The 21,411-nt window shown below is 44.4% G+C and carries 18 protein-coding genes; 12 read left to right on the plus strand and 6 right to left on the minus strand.

Features of this window, described 5'->3' with window-relative positions; all coding sequences use genetic code 11:
* Positions 1-44: 44 nt before the first annotated feature.
* Positions 45-788: an OmpA family protein gene (locus ACX6CI_RS21665; RefSeq protein ID WP_458775729.1), complete on the minus strand. Its 744-nt coding sequence runs from the start codon at positions 786-788 to the stop codon at positions 45-47.
* A 293-nt stretch (positions 789-1,081) separates the two neighbouring features.
* Between ACX6CI_RS21665 and ACX6CI_RS21670 the strand changes: the two genes are divergently transcribed.
* The gene (locus ACX6CI_RS21670; protein WP_458775730.1) at positions 1,082-1,891 is read left to right on the plus strand and encodes an esterase/lipase family protein; all 810 of its coding nucleotides are present in this window, start codon (positions 1,082-1,084) and stop codon (positions 1,889-1,891) included.
* Positions 1,892-1,915: 24 nt separating this feature from the next.
* Positions 1,916-3,199: an alpha/beta hydrolase gene (locus ACX6CI_RS21675; protein WP_458775731.1), complete on the plus strand. Its 1,284-nt coding sequence runs from the start codon at positions 1,916-1,918 to the stop codon at positions 3,197-3,199.
* A 234-nt stretch (positions 3,200-3,433) separates the two neighbouring features.
* On the opposite strand, the gene ACX6CI_RS21680 is transcribed toward ACX6CI_RS21675, so the two are convergent.
* The 3 genes from ACX6CI_RS21680 to ACX6CI_RS21690 form a co-directional block, all read right to left on the minus strand.
* Positions 3,434-4,015, minus strand: a complete 582-nt coding sequence (locus ACX6CI_RS21680; protein WP_458775732.1) for an HD domain-containing protein — start codon at positions 4,013-4,015, stop codon at positions 3,434-3,436.
* 41 nt (positions 4,016-4,056) lie between these two features.
* The gene (locus ACX6CI_RS21685; protein ID WP_458775733.1) at positions 4,057-5,010 is read right to left on the minus strand and encodes an aldo/keto reductase; all 954 of its coding nucleotides are present in this window, start codon (positions 5,008-5,010) and stop codon (positions 4,057-4,059) included.
* A 107-nt stretch (positions 5,011-5,117) separates the two neighbouring features.
* The gene (locus ACX6CI_RS21690) at positions 5,118-5,897 is read right to left on the minus strand and encodes a carbon-nitrogen family hydrolase (RefSeq protein WP_458775734.1); all 780 of its coding nucleotides are present in this window, start codon (positions 5,895-5,897) and stop codon (positions 5,118-5,120) included.
* A gap of 296 nt (positions 5,898-6,193) precedes the next feature.
* Here ACX6CI_RS21690 and ACX6CI_RS21695 point away from each other — a divergent pair, with 296 nt between their 5' ends.
* From ACX6CI_RS21695 to ACX6CI_RS21725, 7 genes are all read left to right on the plus strand, one after another.
* A complete protein-coding gene (locus ACX6CI_RS21695) occupies positions 6,194-6,721 on the plus strand; it encodes a hypothetical protein (RefSeq protein WP_458775735.1) in 528 nt (175 codons plus the stop codon).
* Between the two features lie 306 nt (positions 6,722-7,027).
* Positions 7,028-8,656, plus strand: a complete 1,629-nt coding sequence (locus ACX6CI_RS21700; protein ID WP_458775736.1) for a YeiH family protein — start codon at positions 7,028-7,030, stop codon at positions 8,654-8,656.
* 15 nt (positions 8,657-8,671) lie between these two features.
* On the plus strand, positions 8,672-8,836 hold the full coding sequence (locus ACX6CI_RS21705) for a hypothetical protein (RefSeq protein ID WP_458775737.1): 165 nt from the start codon (positions 8,672-8,674) through the stop codon (positions 8,834-8,836).
* 119 nt (positions 8,837-8,955) lie between these two features.
* Complete coding sequence (locus ACX6CI_RS21710) at positions 8,956-9,435, plus strand: universal stress protein (protein WP_458775738.1); 480 nt, start codon at positions 8,956-8,958, stop codon at positions 9,433-9,435.
* 54 nt (positions 9,436-9,489) lie between these two features.
* On the plus strand, positions 9,490-10,053 hold the full coding sequence (locus ACX6CI_RS21715) for a hypothetical protein (RefSeq protein ID WP_458775739.1): 564 nt from the start codon (positions 9,490-9,492) through the stop codon (positions 10,051-10,053).
* A gap of 99 nt (positions 10,054-10,152) precedes the next feature.
* Positions 10,153-12,150 (plus strand): c-type heme family protein, encoded by a 1,998-nt coding sequence (locus tag ACX6CI_RS21720; RefSeq protein ID WP_458775740.1) that lies wholly within the window; start codon positions 10,153-10,155, stop codon positions 12,148-12,150.
* Positions 12,143-13,576 (plus strand): sigma-54-dependent transcriptional regulator, encoded by a 1,434-nt coding sequence (locus ACX6CI_RS21725; RefSeq protein ID WP_458775741.1) that lies wholly within the window; start codon positions 12,143-12,145, stop codon positions 13,574-13,576. The genes ACX6CI_RS21720 and ACX6CI_RS21725 overlap by 8 nt, the downstream gene beginning before the upstream one ends.
* Positions 13,577-13,588: 12 nt before the next feature.
* Here ACX6CI_RS21725 and norR read toward each other — a convergent pair whose 3' ends face one another.
* Complete coding sequence (gene norR / locus ACX6CI_RS21730; protein ID WP_458775742.1) at positions 13,589-15,157, minus strand: nitric oxide reductase transcriptional regulator NorR; 1,569 nt, start codon at positions 15,155-15,157, stop codon at positions 13,589-13,591.
* A 192-nt stretch (positions 15,158-15,349) separates the two neighbouring features.
* Between norR and ACX6CI_RS21735 the strand changes: the two genes are divergently transcribed.
* Both ACX6CI_RS21735 and ACX6CI_RS21740 read left to right on the plus strand, forming a co-directional pair.
* Positions 15,350-15,670 carry a cupin domain-containing protein gene (locus ACX6CI_RS21735; RefSeq protein ID WP_458775743.1) on the plus strand — a complete coding sequence of 107 codons (321 nt, stop codon included), beginning with the start codon at positions 15,350-15,352 and terminating at the stop codon, positions 15,668-15,670.
* 56 nt (positions 15,671-15,726) lie between these two features.
* Positions 15,727-15,918 (plus strand): ferredoxin, encoded by a 192-nt coding sequence (locus tag ACX6CI_RS21740; RefSeq protein ID WP_458775744.1) that lies wholly within the window; start codon positions 15,727-15,729, stop codon positions 15,916-15,918.
* A 68-nt stretch (positions 15,919-15,986) separates the two neighbouring features.
* On the opposite strand, the gene ACX6CI_RS21745 is transcribed toward ACX6CI_RS21740, so the two are convergent.
* Positions 15,987-19,910: a DEAD/DEAH box helicase gene (locus tag ACX6CI_RS21745; protein ID WP_458775745.1), complete on the minus strand. Its 3,924-nt coding sequence runs from the start codon at positions 19,908-19,910 to the stop codon at positions 15,987-15,989.
* Positions 19,911-20,361: 451 nt separating this feature from the next.
* On the opposite strand from ACX6CI_RS21745, the gene ACX6CI_RS21750 reads away from it, so the two are divergent.
* A complete protein-coding gene (locus tag ACX6CI_RS21750) occupies positions 20,362-21,249 on the plus strand; it encodes a DNA ligase (RefSeq protein ID WP_458775746.1) in 888 nt (295 codons plus the stop codon).
* The last annotated feature ends 162 nt before the right edge of the window (positions 21,250-21,411 follow it).

A 21,411-nucleotide genomic window follows, 5' to 3' on the forward strand; every position in this document is an offset into this window, starting at 1 on the left:
GAGTCTACACTACCTGTTTTTTACAGAAGTTCAGGAGTAAGGCACTAAAAGTTCAATTCAACACGTCTGTTTTTCTGCCGTCCTTCTTTTGTGTCATTAGACACTGCTGGTTTCGTCTCTCCAAAGCCTTTGGTTGTGAGTCGTTCTTTTTCAATGCCTCGCTCTACCATGTAGTTGACTACCGCTTCAGCCCGTTTCTCAGAAAGGCCTTGATTGTAGGTTTCTGGTCCGGTGCTGTCAGCATGACCGAAAACATTAGCCGTAACCATTGGGTTGTTCTGAAAATATTCTACCCAGCGATCTAATTCAGGGACAAAGTCAGCTTTGATGACCCACTTATCAAATTCAAAAAGCACGTCGGAAACCTCAATAACGAGGGGCAGGCTGGCGCGTTGCTCTTCTGGGGTCATGTCAGCAGGGAAATTGTTTGCCTGCTTTTTGATTTGTCTGTCGCCTGGACTTATGTCACTATTGTGCTGACGATTAACATAGTGATCAGTCGCCTCATCATACTGACCGATTGTGTACTTCTTTCCACCAGTTTTGTTGGTGTATTTTATGGTTTGAGGGCCAGAGGTCGAGCTGTACTGAGCTGTGGCATTATCGTACTGGCCAACAGTGTAACTTGTCGTGCCAGATGCATCATTTGTCTTCTGACTGTAGATTCTTGTGTTTTCATCATAGCGTACTTCTGGGAAAACATGAGAGCAACCGCCCGTGAAAAATGACAATATAAGAAGAGTTGCCCCATACCGTTGATAGGTTGAAGTAAGGCGGATTTTGCTCATGGTGACCCTCGTTGAAAATTCTTCGTTTATGATTGTAATGAAATGATAATGCGAATCTTTTTAACACCCTATCGTTATTTTGCAGTTTTTTCCAGAATTTTTCGGAAAGTATTGTGCCTTTCTCATCCCTGGGATTAACATATGTTGTGCTCATTATTGTGGGTAGTGGTCTGTCACCCTTATGAAAAAATGTATAATATGGGTATGATACTTCAACTGGTAATGATTTAATATGATCTGTTGTAATAGGGGGTGAGCTGAAAATCTTAGATAATTTTAGTAAAAGAAAATATATGTCTTTGAAGCTATGCAGGTATATATTTCTTCTGCCTGCAGTTCTTCTTGTCTCATCATGTTATGCAAAGCCCGGTGTTGTCGTCTTGTCGCCTGAAGAAGGTAACGAGCCTTCTGAATGCGTGGTGTTGATTCACGGAATGGGCCGAAGTTCTCGGGCTATGAAGTCAATGCAGAAGGTACTTGTGGAGCAAGGGTTTGATACTGTAAATCTTGGCTATGTCTCCACGAAAAAGGATATTGAGACTATTGCTCGTGAGGATTATCCTCTGGCTGTTGATCGTTGTCTTGATTTTAAGCCTCAATCTATCCACTTTGTAACTCATTCTTTAGGTGGTATTGTTTTACGAAAAGCGTTCAGTGATAAAAAACCTGATAAACTTGGCCGGGTTGTGATGTTGAGTCCGCCGAATCAGGGAAGTAAGCTTGTGGATAAGATTAAGGATTGGTGGCTCTTTCGCAAGTTTACCGGGCCTGCTGGTCAGCAACTTGTAAGTGGAGAAAAAGGCGTGCCCGCACAACTCGGTAAGGTGGATTTCCCCCTTGGTATTATAACTGGCAATAGCCATGCCTTTTTTGACTCCTGGTTTGCATATATTATTCCGGGCCAGGATGATGGTAAAGTATCTATTAAAAGTGCTCAACTGGAGGGGATGGATGATTTTCTTATTACGGGAGATACACACCCTTTTATTATGAATTCCGCATATGTTCAGCAAGAGACGGTTTATTTTTTACGCCACGGGAAATTTATGCATAAGCAGTTTTCACCTGAAGCACCTGGTGGGCATGACTGGGATTCTGATTAACGGAACAGAGGAAAAGGAGTCTGTATGAAATATAGTTTTACTATCGTATTGCTGTTTTTGGCACTAACCGGTTGTCAGCCTAAAGTGTACCTTATGCCTCCCCCGGTCACTCTTCTCGAGGAGAGTGATTTTTTTGATTTTACTGAAGACAGCAAAGACGACAATCTCTTGTATACGCTATATGCCACCAACAGGCATCCATTTAATCGTCCTGATGGTAGCCTTGGTTACACAGTCTTTCCATCTGACTCTCTTCGACTTGGCTTTGTCGTACATAGTGTAGGGGATGAAGGAACAACCTGGGATGAGCTGAAACGCTCATCACTTTCCTCTGAAAGAGACAAGAAGCTACTACTTAAACAGGTCTATGCCCGTGAGAGGATAGAGTATGAAGAAGATGATGACATTATGCTTGTGTCGTCGGCTGGGGAAGGAACCTTTGATGTAATTAACAGGGCCTTGGATAGGGCTTTTGACACTGATCTTGTTGTCTACGTTCATGGTGCAAATAGCAGCTTTTATCGGGCGACCGCCCAAGGAGCCCAATTTTATCATTTCACCGGACATAACTCCATTGTTTTGACATTCTCCTGGCCGTCTGCTGAAAATTTGTTGAAATATAAGACAGATGTCCACCAGGCAAAGAAAACTATTCCTGTATTCGCCAAATTAATTGAAATTCTGGCAGCCCATACACATGCAAAAAATATCAACATTGTCGCTTATAGTGCCGGCGCCCAGGTGGTGGTGCCTGGACTTGCCTACCTCCGAGCTCAGCACGGCGAGTTAGGAGATGAGGAATTAAAGGAAAAATTTCGTATAGGAGAGGTTTATTTTGCAGCTCCAGATATGGATTTTAGTGCCTTCTGTGACGATTTCTTGAAGTTTAAAGATATCGTATTTAGGACGACAATCAATCTGAATAAAAACGACTCTGTGTTACGATTATCAGCTTTTCAAAATGGTGTGTCGAGACTGGGGCGGCCCGATGGAAACGATATCACAGATGAAGAAAAACAGATCTTAATTGAGGAACTGCAAACACCGAGCTTTAACATCCTTGATGTGGGGGCTTCTGAGGCGTTGAATTTAGGAGGCTCGCATAACTCATGGTACAGCCACCCTTGGGTGAGTAACGATTTGTTGTTGCTGCTATTGTTTCATGGAACGCCGGAAGATAGAGGGTTGGTTCGATACTATTATGATAGTGGTGTTGTGGGATATCTCTTCCCTAGTGATTATGAAGAAAAACTAAAAAATATAATCCAAGAAAAGAAAGATGAGTTGGCAGAGACTGTTCTGCAGTAGTCTATAAAACCTGTATGATGAATATGTGGCTGATATCTGGTGGGTATTGGGCAGAGAGCCCTTGGGCTAAGGACTCTCTGAGCCTTGTGTGTTCGAAAAATCAGCCCGCATATTTCATGAAAGGCTAAGCTCAAAAACAATAATATAGTTTAACATCTAACCCCGATAAACGGGATAAGTACCCTGTGAATTACACGAAACAATGAATTTACCTCAATTCGTGAAATATGCGGGTTAGGCCTCAACAGTTCCTTTTAAACCAATCTCATCTGCGACTTCACGCATGCCCATGATGGTGTCGGTAATCAGTTCTGAAATCTCAACGTCCAGCATTTCAGCACCTTTTTCAATAATCGACCTGTCGACACCTGCAGCAAATCTCTTATCCTTCCATTTCTTTTTCACAGATTTTGCCTTTATATCGAGAACGCTTTTTGAGGGGCGTACCAGGGCAGAGGTGGCAACAAGACCAGTTAATTCGTCGATGGCATATAAGACCTTTTCCATCTCAGACTTCGGCTCCACATCGCTGCAAATCCCCCAGCCATGACTCACCACGGCCCTGATGTATTCCTCTGGCCAATTATTTTCTTTCAGGATACTGGCTGTTTTAGTGCAGTGTTCATCGGGAAACTGCTCGTAATCAAGATCGTGGATGAGACCAATGATTCCCCATTTTTCTGCATCCTCAGCTCTCTTGCTTGCAAAGTATCGCATAACACCCTCCACGGCTAAGCCATGACGGATGAGGCTGTCAGATGAGTTGTACTGTTGTAGGAGGGCGAAGGCTTCGTCTCTGGTTGGTACTTGCTGCATTGGTTTCACCTGTATTGTTGTATGTGTCACTTATAGTGTAATTACTCGTCCCAGAGATTCTCTAGAGTATATGGACTTCCTTCCATTGTCCAGAAGCTGCCTGCCACGTAACGACGATTGCGGTTGAGTTTCTCGATGGCGGTCATATCTTCCTGGGTGAGACTAATATCTATTGAACCAAGGTTTTGTTTGATTCGCTCAGGGTTTGTCGATTTTGGAATGACCACTGTATTTCTGTGTATGGCCCAGCTGATGAGTACTTGGGCTGGAGAAGCATTCAAGCGCAGGGCTATCGCTTCTATTACCGGGTCTTCAAGAAGGATAGGTTCATTGTCTTCCTTTAGGCGAGCGGGGCGATCAGCAGAGCCCAGAGGGCTGTAGGCCGTGAGGTGAATATTGTTGGTCCTACAAAACTCGAGCATAGCGGGTTGTTGCATATATGGATGAAGTTCTATTTGGTTCATCTCAGGCGCATATTTGGCAGTCTCAATAAGAGCCTTGAGCTTTTTCACACTAAAGTTTGAAACCCCTATATGTTTACTCAGCCCTTTTGCCTGACACTCTTCCATTGCAGCCCAGGTATCAGCAATAGGCATATCTTCAAGTGATATCAGGTCTTTTCCCGATCTGTGGAAATCTAACCCTTTTTTTATTACAACCGGCCAGTGCATAAGATATAGATCGAGATAGTCTATCTGCAGGTTCTTAAGAGTTGTTTCAAGGGCAGGCTGTACGTCTTCAGGGGCATGGGAGTTATTCCAGAGCTTTGAGGTGATCCAGAGGTCCTCACGGCTCACTACGCCTTCTTTAAAAGCGTCCGTGAACGCCTGACCAATTTCAGCCTCGTTACCGTAAATATGAGCGCAATCGATATGTCGATATCCCTGCTTTAATGCTTCTGTTACAGCACTATACACTTCCCCTGGAGTTGATTTCCAGGTACCAAGGCCAAAGATGGGCATCTGGTCGCCATTTGCAAATTGAACAGTTTTCATTATTTTCCTCTCTGTTGAGCTGGTTAGGTCGTAGGAATATACGTAAATAAAATTGGTCTATTGATGAACAACGTCAGTTATATACATATAATGACAATGTTAACGGGTCAATAGAGTTCTGGCCTTCTACCCTGAAATATTGGGATTTGCTGCCTGATCTGTTGGACCAGCCGGGTATCGATCTCGGTGTGGCGGATTGCTTCTGCATCAGCCAGTTCAAATATTGTATTTCCATCAGGCCCATAGACCATGGAAGAGCCACCAAAAGGATGACTGTCATGGGTGATGTTGTTTGCCGCCAACACATAACACTGGTTTTCAATGGCCCTGGCCTTGAGTAGTGCCTGCCAATGGTTGATTCGGGACAAGGGCCATTGGGCCGATACGATTATCGCTTGGGCACCGTCTAGGGCGAGCTTGTGGATAAACTGACAGAACCTGATATCATAGCAAATTGCAAAACCAAAGGTGATACCCTCAATGGTATAGGTACATGACTTGTCACCGGCGACCAGATATTTATGTTCATCCAGCATTGGTACGAGGTGCACCTTATCATAAATGCAGCACAGATTACCTTGCCTGTCAATAATCTGTGCCCTGTTGGTTATGCCGTCCATTGTCTTTGCGGCTACCGATCCTCCAGCAAACCAGACATTATGTTTATTGGCGAGTTCTGCTAAAAAGAGAGCTTCCTCTTCTCCGTTACGACTTGCAAGGCGCCCAAGTTCTTTTAAGGCATACCCGGTGGACCAGAGCTCGGGAAGAATAACGAGATCTGTGGAAGGGTTCTGCTGCAGTGCTTTTTCCACAAGGTCCGTGACATTGGCAAAATTAGCCTTCTTGTCTGCTACTTCGACATGCTGCTGGATGATTGCAATATGCATCGTTATCCTCTGATTTTTTATCCATAGATCTATGAGGAGCCACAGGCGTATAGTACCACCCCAATGTGGATGTCATATGAAAAAGTGGCGCGTCGTACTGAATTCAAGTTAGCCAACAGAAGTTATTTTAATACCTTTTCTTTGCTTTGCAGGTAGAATATTCTGCATTAATTTAAAAATACATCCATGAATTTTTCGGTGTGTACTTTTGCCAGAGAAAGGGGGTAAAAGGATAACAACCCCTTAGATGAAGCACTGTTAATGATCTTTAAAATACGAAGTATTGTGAGTGATACATGGGATTAATCAATATACATAACCGCATTGAAAAAGCCTTGCAGGCGGGCCGCTCCCGGCCTGATATTTTTAAAGAGCTATCCGAAAAACGTCCTGCCGATACCGCAAAATTTGCATATCTTCTGGCAAGTATTCCATACCCGGAACAGAGGCGTAAGTTTTTAAAGATTAACGCAATTCTCTTTCTGTTGTTGCTAATTCTACCATGCCTTATCCTGATGGCGGCATGGCCCATAGACCTGCAGCAGTCGACTCTCTTTCTCACCATTAAGATAGTTGTGCCTTTTCTGCTGTCCTACTTTGTATATCATTTTCATGGTGGAGTATATCGACTTCTCCCAGTCTGGTGCGGAATTGATTTACTCGAATCTCTTCTGTTATTGGAATTTACAACTGGCTATGAACTTGCCAAGATCGCACTGCTTGTTTTAATTATTGGTGTCAGTTTGTATCTTGCTAAGAAGGTCTTCCCAAATCTTAAATTCATGGGACCAAGACAGGATGAAGCAGGTCGTTATCTGCTGTAAGACTCAATTTTATAGCTTCTTTGATCACTGGTAGAGATCATTGTCTTTGTGGAAACTTTTGGCGACACTGTTGCCTGAAGTTTCCGTTCTGCTGCTTCGTCGCACCCTTCCAGGAATGTCGTGGTGTCCACCTGCATGACGTTAACTTCTTGATAGTATATAGAGTTTTTTGTCCATCTTCTTGTATAACTTTTTGGCATCCTCCTTGCTTTATCTCCCTCTGATGTAACGAGTTCTGGGTATTGCTTCCCGTAGAGTACAGGGGTGCAGACTCAGGGAAATTATAAATATTATAGGAGGAAGTACATGTCTCGAGCACAGCAAAATATGCCAGTGTTTATCATGAGTGGCCTGCTGCTGGTCTATGGGCTTATAGCCAGTTCTGGTTTACTTTTACCAACAATGAAGTATCTGCATACCCATAAGACAATGGATCTGCAGGTCACGATGTGTCTTATCGTTGCAGCAATTGGACTCTTTGGAGCTATTGTTAACAGCGTCAGGGAGCCCGGAGATAGTCTGTTTGACAGATTTTTTCTTCAGCCCATTGGTGGAATTATCTTCCTCCTGCTCCTCGCAATGTTCATACGATGGTATGCAGAGCCCATGGTAAAGATCTGGAGTACAGCTCTTGCGCCAACTCTTGGATTTAAGATCTATAAGATCCTCAACCTGAACTATGTGGTTTTGGGGCTTCTGGTTGGTGTCGTTGTCACGAATACCGTAGGGATTCCAAAATTTGCTGGCCCCGGTGTGAAGTGTGCCCGTTTTGTCTTGAAGATGGGTGTTATCATGCTTGGAGCCCGCTATAGTTTTGCAGAGCTTGCAAAACTCGGTATCTACAGTGTCTGGCTCATCGGTATCTTTGTTCTTGGTACCGTCTTTGTTGTTCTCTGGTTGGGTAAGGTCTTTAAACAACCTAAAACCATGACCGGCGTTCTCTCGGCTGGTATGGGTGTGTGCGGTGTCTCAGCGACTGTTGCAGTAGCCCCTGTTGTGAAGGCTAAAAGTGAAGAGATGGCCTACACCATCGGTACCATTCTTTCCTTTGGTATTATCTGTATGTTTGTTTTTCCAACCGTTGGTCACCTTGCAGGTATGAATCCTGTACAGTTTGGTGCCTGGGCGGGAACCGGTATCTTGAATTCAGCACAGGTTGCAGCAGCTGCCCTTGCCTTTAACTCTGTGGATATCAAAACCCTAAAAGTTGCTGAGATTTTTAATATTACCCGTGTTCTGTTTCTGCCAATTATCGTACTGGTTCTCGCAACCTGGTTTGGTAAGGATAGTGGTCAGAAACTGAGTTTTAAAACTGTTGTTATTGATAAGTTTCCTATTTTTATCCTTGGATTCCTCATTCTTTTTGGAATGTCTTCAGCGGGTCTCTTTTCACCACCAAACCACTATAAAGGTAAATTCATTGATGTAAGCTACAATGAAAGAACCCAGATCACCGATGAAGAGTGGCATACCCTTGATGATGCCCTTAAAGCTGGCACTATCACGGGCCTAAATGAGTCGCAGATGGCTGCGGTTACTGATTTACATGCCCAACGTCAGATTGCAGGTAACTTTAGTGAACGTGAAGACAAGAAACTCTTTGATAAGGTTGGTCGCGCCCGTATGACCGAGCTTGAAGGAATTCTTGCTGGTGCCAAGGCAAAGCAGATTCCTCTCTCGGATGATATAAAGTCTGTGGTCAAGCATGCAGTTAAGCAGGTTCATAAGAAGTCAAAGACCGTTACAACCTTAACTGATGTAATGATCTGGTTCTTTGCCTTTGGTCTGATTGGACTCGGTATGCAGATTACCAAGAAGGCTATTTTCCAGGCTGGTGGCTGGCCGCTGGTCATTGGTGGTATTTCTGGTATTCTGAAGGCGACACTGTCTTTCTTTGTCGTTCTCTGGCTGGTAAAAGATGTTGTCTTAAATTGATGCTGAGGTGATATAATGAGTGATAAAAATAACATTGAAAATGACGACAAAAATACAGAAGAACTCGAAGAAAGAGCACTTTCTGTTTTTTCCAGCGAAAGAAATGAGGATATTACTGCCCTTGTGTTCTGTCTCGCAACGACTTTTATAGTTCTCCTTTTTACCAAGTGGCTCGTATAGTAGTGTCGTGACTATCCCGGCCTTTTAACAGAGGCCGGTGGAGAGCATTTGTAACAATCCCACAGTTATCAGATACGGGTGACTGTGGGATACTCGTTTCTTCTTCTTGAGTTGGATAAATGTATAAAAACATTCTGCTGTGTACACATGGTTCCCAAGGGGCACAAAAGGCCGAGGAATATGTATTTAAAAAGTTGATGCCAGGATTCCCTGGTGCAACAATATCGGTTTTGACCATTATCGATAAGGACTGGGCCGAGATGTCCACCGATGACTGGTTGAACACCTCCACCACCAGAACCCAGTTCAAGGACTATGTCGATGAACAGCTGGGTCGGGAGATAGAGGCAGATTGGCAAAGAATAAAAGAGACCTATCCCAAGGCTGATCAGGTACAGTACTATAAGATAGTCGGAGGGATTGAAGAGACCATCGTGGAGCTCGCTGGGAAAATTAATTGTGATCTCATTGTGGTTGGCCCATACTATAAAAAGCCGAAACGGCTTTTTTCAACCAAAATGAAACCTGGACTCGCTGATACCCTGGATAATAAAAAACTACATCCTATTCTTCCCTGTGCCCTACTTATCGCTCCATAACTGCATGGTGTTGGGGTGTTATACTCAGACAATATCTGTTCACAGTAAAATAATATGCAAAAAGAATATGATTTAAGCCTTCCGCTAGCTGGTGCCAAAGTTCCCCTTAATCTTGGGGCGTGCCTGTCAATTGAGACATTCTTTCGCCTCAATCCACACTGGATTGTCGAAGAGATTGAGGAAAATGGTGACAGCTTCGTTGCACGATTGAAGGATCATGTCTCGGGTACCCAGTTTACAGTGAAGGGAGAGTTGGCAACGAACAAGAGTAACCGGCTTGTTATCATTTTGGATCATGAAACATACCGGAGTATAGAAGTGTTTACTACCTCTGATAAGCTGATGGGTGTGGTCGAATATGGTGTTGCTGAAGATGAGTTGACAGAAGAGGCCGAACGCCATGTTGTACTCTGGTTACGTAGTGTGAAAGAGTACCTCAGGATGTATCTCACCAATGGTCTTAATGCCAGAGTCTTCAGATATATAATGAATCGAGTGATCCTTAAGATGACCCCTTCCCAGCGAAAAATATCGCTTATGCTTATCAGGATCACAGTGGTGGAAATTCTGGTTATCCTATTAATTGTTGTGGGATATGTCATTTTTGTCTTAAAATAACAGGCAGCTGTTTCAGATCTATGGGGACCGAGGTAATTTGACTCATATCCTTGTTTGGATAGGGTGGATTTGTTCTAAAAAGTTCTATAGGTAAAGCTCATGTCAACCAGTGAAGATGAGAAAAGAGAGGATGGAGCCCGCTATGTAAGGCTTCAGACAAAATTTTTGCTTGGTCTTGCAGCCATACTCATTTCATTTTCCGCCTTTGCTTCCGCTACCATCTACTACCTCCAGAAGAAAGCCCTTGAAGAAGAGGCATATCAGAAGTCTGAGCTGGTGATGACCGCCATGGCTGCAAATCGCAGCTATGTGAGGAAGGTCTTACGTCCTAAAATGTACGAAATTCTAGGGCATGATCATTTTATTCTGGAAGCGATGTCATCTTCATATATCAGCCGCAATGTTATGGAGCAATTCAATGACACCATAGACAACTTTACCTATCGTCGGGTTGCCATAAACTCCAGAAATCCTGACTATGAGGCGGACCCCAAGGAAGTTGAGATGATTGAGTTCTTTGACGATAATCCCAGCGTTGACGAGTGGAAGGGAATTGTTGAGGAAGGTGGTGGCCGCAGATTTGTTCGCTATAAACCGGTGTATTGGGAGGAGTCGTGCAACCACTGCCATGGGGATCCTCAAAGTGCACCTGTAGAGATTGTGGAACGGTATGGGGATATTCGAGGATTTTACCGTGAAGCAGGTAGGGTCTACGGGGTGGTAAGTATTGGTCTGCCGATTGATCTTAATCTTGCAAAAATTAAAGAAATTGCCATTACAGTCTTTGCCACAGTTTTTCCCTCCATCCTCTTTCTCTATGCAATCATCAGTATATTTTTTAACCGTCTGATTGCCCAGAATTTGAACAATGTCTTAAATATATTTCGTACTAGTCTTGGTGAAGGTGAGCAGAAAGTAAAGGGCTCACATACAGGCGCGGTTGATGAAATTTATGAGATGACAACAGTCGCCAGACAGATGGCGGCAGATCTGCAGGTCAACAGGCAAAAACTGGAAGACTATGCGGCAAAAATTCTTCATAGCAAAGAACTGCTTCAGTCCGTATTTGACGGTATAACGGACCCTGTGGTCCTCCTTGACCGCAAAGGAATGATAAAAAATGTGAACCTGGCATTTTTAGACCGGTACTCTTTTTCCCTTCAGGATGTGTTACACAAGACAATATTTACTCTCCACTTTAGTGATGCCTGCCCCATAGTTGAATGTCAGGATATCTTTGCAAACTTTCCGGAAAAACCGATTACCAGAGAAAAGGTTCTTGTGAGTGGGGAAATATTCTTAATTTACTTTTACCCCATACAGGATGAATACCAGAAGACCGAGAGCATGGTCTGTTATGTTAAAGATATTACCGAGCAAAAAAAGCTGGAGTCAAAGATTCAGCAGACAGAGAAGATTGTCTCCATGGGACAACTGGCGGCAGGTGTTGCCCACGAAATAAATAATCCACTGGGCATCATTCTCTGTCATACAGAACTGATAAAAGATGAGCCGAATTTGTCAAAGGAAGTCAGGGAAGATTTGGCCGTAATAGAAAAACATGCGGATAATTGCAAGACTATTGTCGCAAGCTTACTTAATTTTGCCCGGCAACATAAATCGGTTCGAGAGCTTGTGTCACTTAATACCATTATCCGTGAGGTGGTACAGATTGCGGCAAATCAGTTTCAGCAGCAGAATATCACCATCGACCTTGATCTTACGGCGGGACTGCCACTGGTAAATGTTGATGTGGATAAGTTGAAACAGGTCTTTTTTAATCTGATTATCAATAGCGGACAGGCCATTGATGAAAATGGGTATGTTCTCATTTCCACAAGCTACCTCAATGATGTTGATTCTATTCAGATTGTAGTGGAAGATAATGGTTGTGGTATTGCTTCTGAGATGACGGATAAAATATTCGATCCATTTTTTACCACAAAGGACCCCGGTAAAGGGACAGGCCTTGGATTATCAGTGAGTTATGGCATAATAAATGATCATAATGGCGAAATTATTTTCGAGAGTGTTGAAGAGAAAGGGACACGGGTGGCCGTGATCCTTCCGGTGGCGGAGGAAAGGGAAGATGAATAAGGATTGTCTCCTCATAATCGATGATGAAGAGGATATGCGAAGCGGCCTGAAGCGCATGATTAGTCGGTCCATTGCACATCTTGAGGTCTTGACTGCTCCGGATGCTGAATCGGGTCTGGAGGTCATTGCAGAAGTTCCTGTGGATCTACTGTTACTTGATGTGAAAATGCCCGGAATGAGCGGCCTTGAAATGCTTGAGCAGCTGAGTAAAACCCGTCCCTGGCTGACAATAATTATGATGACCGGGTATGGATCCATTGAAACCGCTGTGGAGGCTATAAAACTTGGTGCCTACGATTTTATTACCAAGCCCTTTGATAAAAAAGATATCTGCAGGATTATCAGCAAAAGTATTGAGCGAAAGCAGCTCATAAAGGAAAATTACCTGCTTAAGCAGAAGGTGGGTGCCCTGGAAGGTCAATCCGGATTTATCGGTCAGTCTGAGGTTATGCGAACCTTTTTGGGGCAAGTCAAGACTGTTGCCAGATCAAATTATACAACCCTGATACGTGGTGAGTCCGGAACAGGCAAGGAGCTGGCGGCAAGGGCTGTACATAATTTAAGTGCCAGAAGTGATAAACCCCTTGTCATTGTCAACTGTCCTGCAATTCCAGAGCACCTTCTTGAAAGTGAGCTGTTCGGCCATGTAAAGGGGGCATTCACCGGGGCAGACCATGATCACTCTGGACTCTTTGCTGAGGCAAGTGGTGGTACAATTTGCCTTGATGAGGTGGGTGATCTACCAATTGCGGTACAGAGTAAATTACTTCGGGTATTGCAGGAGCATGAGGTCAAGCCTCTGGGAGCGACGAAGACTGAGAAGGTCGATGTGCGTGTTATCGCCTCTACTAACCTTGACCTTGAAGACATGATCAAGGAGAAAACCTTCCGTGAGGATCTGTTCTATCGCCTCAATGTGGTGACCTTGCAAACGCCCGCATTACATCAAATCATGGACGATATCCCACTTCTCGTGGATTATTTTACCCGACAGGTGTGTCGTGAGCTAGAACTTGACCCCAAACAGTTCAGTCAGAAGGCTATTGCGGCCCTCATGCAGCGCCCGTGGCCCGGTAATGTCCGAGAGTTACAAAATCTTGTCCGACGGGTTGTCATGTTCTCCCAAGCTGAAACCATCGAGCTTGAAGAACTTCATCTCCTGGATCTCCAGCAGAGAAAGGTGGAGGATTCAAGGCCAGGAGCTACACAGTTTCTCAGTGATGGGCCCATAGCGGAATATAAGCAGGTCAAAGAGGAAGCATTGGATCACTTTACCAACGAATATCTACAGCGACTGCTGAAAGAAACCGCAGGAAATGTTTCAAGAGGAGCTGAAATATCGGGGCTTTCGAGGACTGCACTACAGAAGATAATCCGTAAGTATAACATTAACGCAGATGAGTACCGTGCAAAACAGGACAGCTGAACTGTATGCGATTTAACTGTCCTTTGTTGTCTGGCGCACTCCAAGGCGCGTTGCCAGGTTGTGTAAGTTACTCCTGTTCATACCCAGCTCCCGGGCAGCTCCTGCCCAGCTTCCATTATGTCTTTTCAGCGCCTCTTGTATCATCGTTATTTTAAGATTGGTCACTGCATCTTTTATGGAAATATTCTGCTGTACAACCGTTGGAGAGGCAGATGGCGCAGAGGTACTTGTGTAAATTGGAGCACCTAGATCTCCAGCCAGGTGATCCGCCTGTATGGTTATGACATCGCTTGCAAGACTTCCGGATGATGCCTTTAGGAGTGATCTGGAAATGACATTCTCCAGTTCCCGCACATTGCCTGGCCAGCTATAGCGCGACAGGAGTTTTAAGGCAGTGTCGCTTATACGGACTGCAGACAGACCGAGCTGGCTCATGGATCGTTCAGCAAAAAAACCTGCAAGGATAGGTATATCCTCTTTTCTATCCCGAAGAGGCGGCACCTTAAGGGGATAGACATTGAGACGGTGGTACAGATCGGCCCTGAAACGTCCTGCTTCAACTTCTTGCTTGAGGTCCCGGTTGGTGGCTGCGATAAGCCGCACATCAACAAGTTTCATCTGCTCTGAACCGACCCGCTGTAACTCCCCCTCCTGAATAGTACGTAAGATTTTTGCCTGGATCTCTAAAGAGAGTTCGCCGATTTCATCAAGAAATAATGTCCCTCCATCCGCGAGTTCAAATTTTCCGGTCCTGTCGGTTAAAGCTCCGGTAAACGCTCCTTTGGTGTGGCCAAAAAGTTCACTTTCAGCTAACGATTCGGGAAGAGCTGCACAGTTGAGGTAGAGAAGCGGCTTGTCTCTTCTGCGGGAATGGTTGTGGATAGCCCGTACCACAAGCTCCTTACCAACTCCGGTTTCTCCAAGTACAAGGCTTGTATATTCGGATTTTGCCAGCAGTTGAATTTCTTCGCGCAACTCTATGATACCCCGGCTTTTTCCTAGAATTTTTTTACCACGCTGCTGATGTATGTCAGCCATCAAATCACTTGCAAGCTGTCCCTGGCGTTCAGCTTTTTCCTCTAGAGCTGTTAACAGATCAACTGTCTGCATCTGTGCCCCAGTCATGAGGCCAATGACGTTTAAATATTCTTTGGGCAGATGTTCAAAGGCGTTAGGCGCGAGAGCATCGGCTGTGAGGACACCAACCAATTGTCCTTCTACATATAAGGGGCAACCAAGGCAGGCGTGGATGTGGTGGCTCGTTCTCGGGTCTGCGGTCAACAGGCCGTCAAACGGGTCTGGAAGGGGGCTGTCTTTTGAAAAAAGAACAGGTTCATGGGCGTTACATATTGTATCAAGACGGGGATGAAGCTTTCTTGAATATTCCCGCCCCATGGCATCGGGAGTGAGGCCTCTTGAGGCTAGGGGGATAAGCATTTCGCCCTCAACTCTAAACAGGGCTGCAGCATCATAAGGTATAGCAATGTGCAAGGCTTCAAGAAGACGTTGGTAGCGGTCTTCTGCACTTAGAGTGGCTGTCAGGTTGGTTGCAATGGCTGCTAGTGTTTCAAGTTTATCCATGTTGTGTAAATTACAACAGTGTTGTTGAAATAGCAACAGATTGCTGTTGCTATTTTGACAACATGCGAGCTATCTATCTGTAAATACGTGGTTGGGTAAATGGCATGTTGCTTGCTTTATATAAAATAGAAGATGAGGCGGTGCAGAGTAGGGCTATGCCGCATATTAACAAGACAATGAGAGGGAAAAAATATGAAAGTATTAAAACTGACTGAGACCAATGAATATACTCCAGGCGCTATGAAACGATTTTTTCTGGTGGAAGACTCGGAGCATTTTAAAATTATCAATTTTAATCTTGATGCAGGTGTTACTTTTCCGGTTCATTCCCATGACCTCGACGGGGAACTCTCTATTCAGGTACTTGAGGGTGAGGGATTCTTTCTCGCTGATGCTGATGCAGAGATTCCTGCAACGGTGGGTGATATTCTCATCTCAGAGATTCGGGAACCCCATGGCGTGAGGGCAACAACGAAGATGCGGATCATTGTAACAATAGCTCCTCCGATTTGATCAATTCATTCGGAGTCTACATATCATTACATATCATAAATGAAAAGGAGAACACCATGGCTAAGCAAGTAGAAATTGATCAGGAAGAATGTATTGGTTGTGAAGCGTGTGTTGAGTTGTGTCCGTCAGTATTTGCCTTTGACGATGATGAGGAAAAAGCCTATGTTATAGATGGTGCTGATCCCGACTCAGATTGTGTCGATGAGGCGATTGCTTCATGTCCAGCTGAATGTATCACCAAGGAATAGTGTACAGAATTAAAATGGCCAGCCTTTGCTTTGGAAATACAGAGGCTGGCCATTAGTGTGTCATACAATTATTCACTTCTCAGGAGTTTTAATAGTTCAGATGTGCTCATCTTACCGCTTATATCACTACCTGTAAGTAAGCTGTCTGCCAAGGCTCGTTTTTCTTTATGTAAGGACACTATTTTCTCTTCAATGGAATCTTTGACGACCAGACGGTAGATGGTCACCGGCCGTTGCTGTCCAATACGGTGGGCCCTGTCTGAGGCCTGGTCTTCCACAGCCGGATTCCACCAAGGGTCCATATGAATAACATAATCCGCTGCAGTGAGATTGAGACCGGATCCTCCAGCTTTTAAGCTGATTAAAAAGAGATCACCTTCACCTGCCTGGAATTTATTTACGCGTTTTTTACGTTGTGGAGCTGTGGTGGAGCCATCGAGGTACTGGTAGGAGATTCCAAGTGAGTCTAAACGTTTTCGAATAAGTGTAAGATGGCCAACAAACTGACTAAACACTAATGCTTTGTGGTTGTTTGCAAGTAATTCTTGCACAACGGTGGTGAATACCTTCAGTTTAGAGCTGGCAATTCCCATATTGGGTACTACCAGTTCAGGATTGCAACAGAACCGTCGGAGTTTAGTAATTTCAGCAAGGACTCTAAGATGTTGTTGACCACCAGCAGCCTCTTGTCCCTCAGAAAGGACTTCCAGTGCTTGCTGTCTCTGGGCTTCATACATTGCGGCTTCTTCCTGGCTCATCTCCACCTGCATGGTTACTTCAGTGCGGGATGGGAGTTCTTGTAATACGGCGTGTTTTAACCTGCGGAGGATGAACGGCTGTATGAGTTTTCTGAGATGATGTGCTGCAGTACGGTCGTGGAGCTTTTCGATTGGATTTGCAAATGTGCGTTTGAAACTTTCAAAAGAGCCTAACAGACCGGGATTGATAAAGCGGAAAAGGTTCCATAACTCCCCAAGATGATTTTCAATCGGCGTACCGGTGGTGATAAGTTTAAATTTTGCACGGAGTTTCATGGCAGACTGCGATCTTTTGGTCTGCATGTTCTTTATTGCCTGAGCTTCATCAAGCACTATGGTTTGCCATTCCACACCGGCAAGCATCTCCCCCTCACTCTGGAGAAGACCATAACTACAGATAACCAGATCAAACCCAGTGAGCCTGTCAATGGTTTCCTGTCTATTTCCGTTGCCAAAGTACGTAACATTTAAGGTTGGTGCAAACCGGTTGGTCTCGTCCTGCCAATTCATCATAACCGAAGTGGGCGCCACCACAAGGGTTGGTCCTTCCGGAGCCCGCAGTAGGATGGCGGCCAGTGCTTGAACAGTTTTACCAAGGCCCATATCATCGGCTAGACAGGCTCCAATGTTCAACGATGATAGGCTGCCAAGCCACCTGAATCCTTCCTGTTGGTAGTCACGTAGGGTTGCCTGTAGGGTCGATGGCAGTTCTGGCTCGGTAATGTCTTGAAACCGTTTTAGATTTTTTTTCCAGTGCGTATCAGTGATACAGTTACCTATTTCTTCAGTAAATTCCTCAAGTGCATGGGCTGCAAGGGGGTTAATACGGATGCCGTCACTGTGGTTGACTGAATAGGCCTGTAATTCTTCAATGCGTTTTTTGAATGCCTTATTTAAGGCGAGGAACCTCCCGTCATCGAGTTGAATAAAACGACTTTGCGAATTCAAGGTGAGCGCAAGTAGCTTTTTCATGTCTATTGTTAATTTTTCATCAACCTTCAGGCTTCCTGTGGCCCCGAACCAGTCATTGTCTTTTTTGATGGCTAACGAAAAATGTGCAAACGAAGCGACCGGCGTTACCCTTAGGCTTTCTTCTTTAGGCCATTCGACTATGGCGGTTTCTCCAAGTTCCTGTAGCTCACAGAGTAGTTCAAGACATGTTTCAGGATTTTCAATGAGCCATTCGTTACCGTAGCCATCAGCACGGTTGAGTGTGGGACAGAGGTCCTGGACCATTCCAGCATTATTTTTCTCTAAATCAAGGTCCCGTGTTGTCTGAAGCTGCACTCCGTCCACTTCTGCGAGCACAGTCTTACCACCGCTCCCTGGTGGATAATATGAGCCTCCACTAGAAAATGGACGGCATAATATCTCAACCTGAATACCATCGTTAAAGGGGATGAGATGAATACAGGGGCGTGCATCTGCAACTACTATTTTGGCATCGGTTGATGTTCCTCCAATATCTGAATGAACCGTGAGTATTTTAGATACTTGGGAGAGTGCTCCAAGAACTCTATCTTTTGCATTGATAGGGATTTCCACTGAATCGCCAATGATATCAAATATGCGAACATAATCCTGGGTGAACGGAATGTATTTCAGTCGGGACGGTGTCTCCTGAAAAAGGTGGTATGGTTCATCCGCATCCATCTCAGGGGTGAGGGTGAGCTTGTAACTGTTTGCCTGTTTTTCTACATGCAGTTCAGGTGATCCCTGGATCAGCTCCAGTTGGGTTGTCGGGTGATGTGCCCAAAAAAGAAGCGGGTGGTCAACAAGCGCTGGCAACGCCTGATCCTGTAGTATATCATAGCTACTGGTGCTTCCATAATAGTCCCATGAGGCTTCTCGAGATTTTTGAATGGCCCCTACGACATGCTTGTCCTGTTCGCTTAGATAGGTCAGGGTGTTCACGTTCTTACTGAGAGTAGAAAGTGCAACTGCACGGCCTTTGGTCCATTTGCCGTTTTTGCCAAGTTTCTGCAGTCGTGGAGCAATACCACATTCGTAGTAGTCGTCATCAAAATCAATGAGCCAGATTAAGCGTTCCCTGTTTTCTGGTTTCGATTTTCCTGGGGTACTATTGAGGTGGGTGAGCGCATCAAGTACCTTTTCCCATTTTGGTTGTTGTTGTATTGCGTTATGGAGATCTGGAATTGGGCAGAGAGTGTGTAGATTGTTATGCAGTGTGCGGTTGACATCGGCGCAGTAATCGTTTGCAAGGAGGATTGCTGTTGTTTCTTTGTTGAACCAGTGGTAGTCGTTTTCTTCTGCACGTTCTTGCACCATTTTTAAAAAATCTAATGCCCTCTCGCTTTGTCTTTCTCCCTGCCAGCAAGAGGTCAAAAAACCGATGAGGGCTGAGAAAAAATCGTAAAAGGTCAGCTGATTGAGAGAGTGGAGGGTTTTGTTGGCCAGGCTTTTGCGTCCTAGGCTGAGAAGTAGTGTTTGTTCCATGTCACTGGCAATAGTGTTGGACATGAAATTTACTTTCTGTTTTTTCAAACGCTTCATATAGTCAAGCGCTTCTTCGTAGTTGTCGTTTCCACCTGTCTGAAGTAGTGCCACGCTATAAAAAAATCCGGCTATGTTCTCAAAATAGACCTTTCGTTTGCCTGTTTCTTTTTTAAGAAGTTCAAGTCCTTGTCGGTACCAGTTGAGGGATTCGTCAGTGTTGCCTTGTAGGAATGTGAGCCAACCACGATAACTGAGCATCTTTGAGGAGTGTATCCAGCTGTCTGCTTCGTCAACAAGTGAATCTATGTTACCTTTGCAGATGGAATGTAGGGCTATGACTGACTCGAAACTATCACTTCTAATCTGGTTTTTGTCCGCATAGACTTTGATAAATTGAATTAAATCATCGGCTGGCTGCAGCAGCATGATAGCACTGATAATGCTGGGAATGATCAATTCTGAAATAAGCGGTATGGGAAGCGAATGCAGCCTTTCCAGATCAAGCGGGTTTAAAAAAATACGGTCAATGGGGGAGTGACGTTGAGTATCATGGGGGAACTGGGAACAAATAGACGTGTATATGTCGAGGATTGTACCAGTGGTTTTGCCGGTAAATAGAGCTATTCTGAGTTCACGGAGTCCCTGATTATAATCATTGTACCATACTGAAGAGTCCCAGCGCGCTTGCAGGGGAATCTCCTCTTGGACAATTGTTGCAAGGGTTGCGAAACTGTTTTCGCGTATAGACTCCTGGCAGACTAATTCGACTATCTCCACGTTGCAACAAACTCCCTGGGGAGTTAACTCGATCCAATTATGTTCTTCGAGATTTTTGAGATATATCCCGATGTTTTTATTTGTATATCTTTTCCCCAGAGTATCTCTATATCCGGCTTTATTAAGACAGTTGACGAGCCTCGTTCGGGAAATTTTCTGATAAATAACAGATAGGCATTTTAATACCTCCTGATCGGTTTGGGTGAGTTTTGAAAATGTGTCGTAAAAATTTTTCTGGGTAGTAGTTAGATTGTGTTCGTTCATAGGATTTAATATGGCAAGACGCAAATGGTTAGACAAATAATATCACGAGTAGTGTGCAAAGTAGCGGGTTATGTTGTTGAATGAAAGAGAGAAGCAGGGATAGGTTGTTATTTTTTCTTGTTGTACAGGTTATCCATTAGAAGAATCAGTATAAAAGTTTTAATAGTGCTGTCCGAGGAGGTTGCCGATGCAGACTATCAACACTCCATGTCGATCCTGCGCAAATGTAGTCTTTTTGACTACTATATTTGTAATACTCTTTACTCTGGATCTTTATGGTTCCCGGTTCTCTGAAGATCTCATGCTGCCAAAAAGCTACACAGGGAAAGAGGTGGGGGAAGATTGGCTCTGGAGTGAAAAACTGGATGGAGTACGAGGGGAATGGACAGGGACTGAGATGCTGACAAAGCAGGGGAATCGACTGGATGTGCCAGTCTATTTTACTGAAAACTTTCCACCTTTCCCTCTCTCTGGGGAAATATGGGGTGGAAGGGGAACCTTTGAACGAACCTCAGGTATTGTGGCAACGTCTGGCCAGGATAAGGGCTGGAACACATTGCACTATGGTATCTTTGATTCAAAAGATTCCAGCTTATCCATTGAAGAGAGGATAGAACGAGCGAGATCGTGGTTTGAAAAGCATCCTTCAAAGTATGCCTTTATCATAGAGCAGCAACCGGTGAAAGACAGGGGGCATCTGCAGCAGCTGCTTAAAGAAATTGAGGCTGGAGGGGGGGAGGGAATTGTTCTTATACGGAAAGGCTCAAAATATAAGAATGGTCGTTCGCTTGATGTACTGAAGGTTAAGAACTTTAAGGACGCAGAAGGGGTGGTTGTAGGTTATGTTCCAGGTAAAGGAAAGCATCATGGACGAATGGGGTCTCTTATTCTTGAGTTGGTAACTGACAGGACTATTCAATTTAAGGTTGGCACTGGGTTTAGCGACGAGCAGCGTATTCACCCTCCACCAGTTGGTGCCATCGTAACCTTCAAATACACTGGATTTTATGCTTCGGGAAAACCAAAATTCCCATCATTTATACGAGTACGCAGTCTTAAGAACGAGATGATGTGATCGTGGATTAATGCTACGAAGGTGTGGTTGGTTTGAATGAAAAATACAAATGGCCATGATTGTACTTTTTCAACTATCAAATCTGGTAAGCCTTAATTTTAAAAGCTCGATCTCAGATCAGATATGAACTGCTGCAGTGCAAAGGGAGTTACTCAAAAATGA

The organism is Desulforhopalus glucosivorans (genome assembly GCF_054397165.1).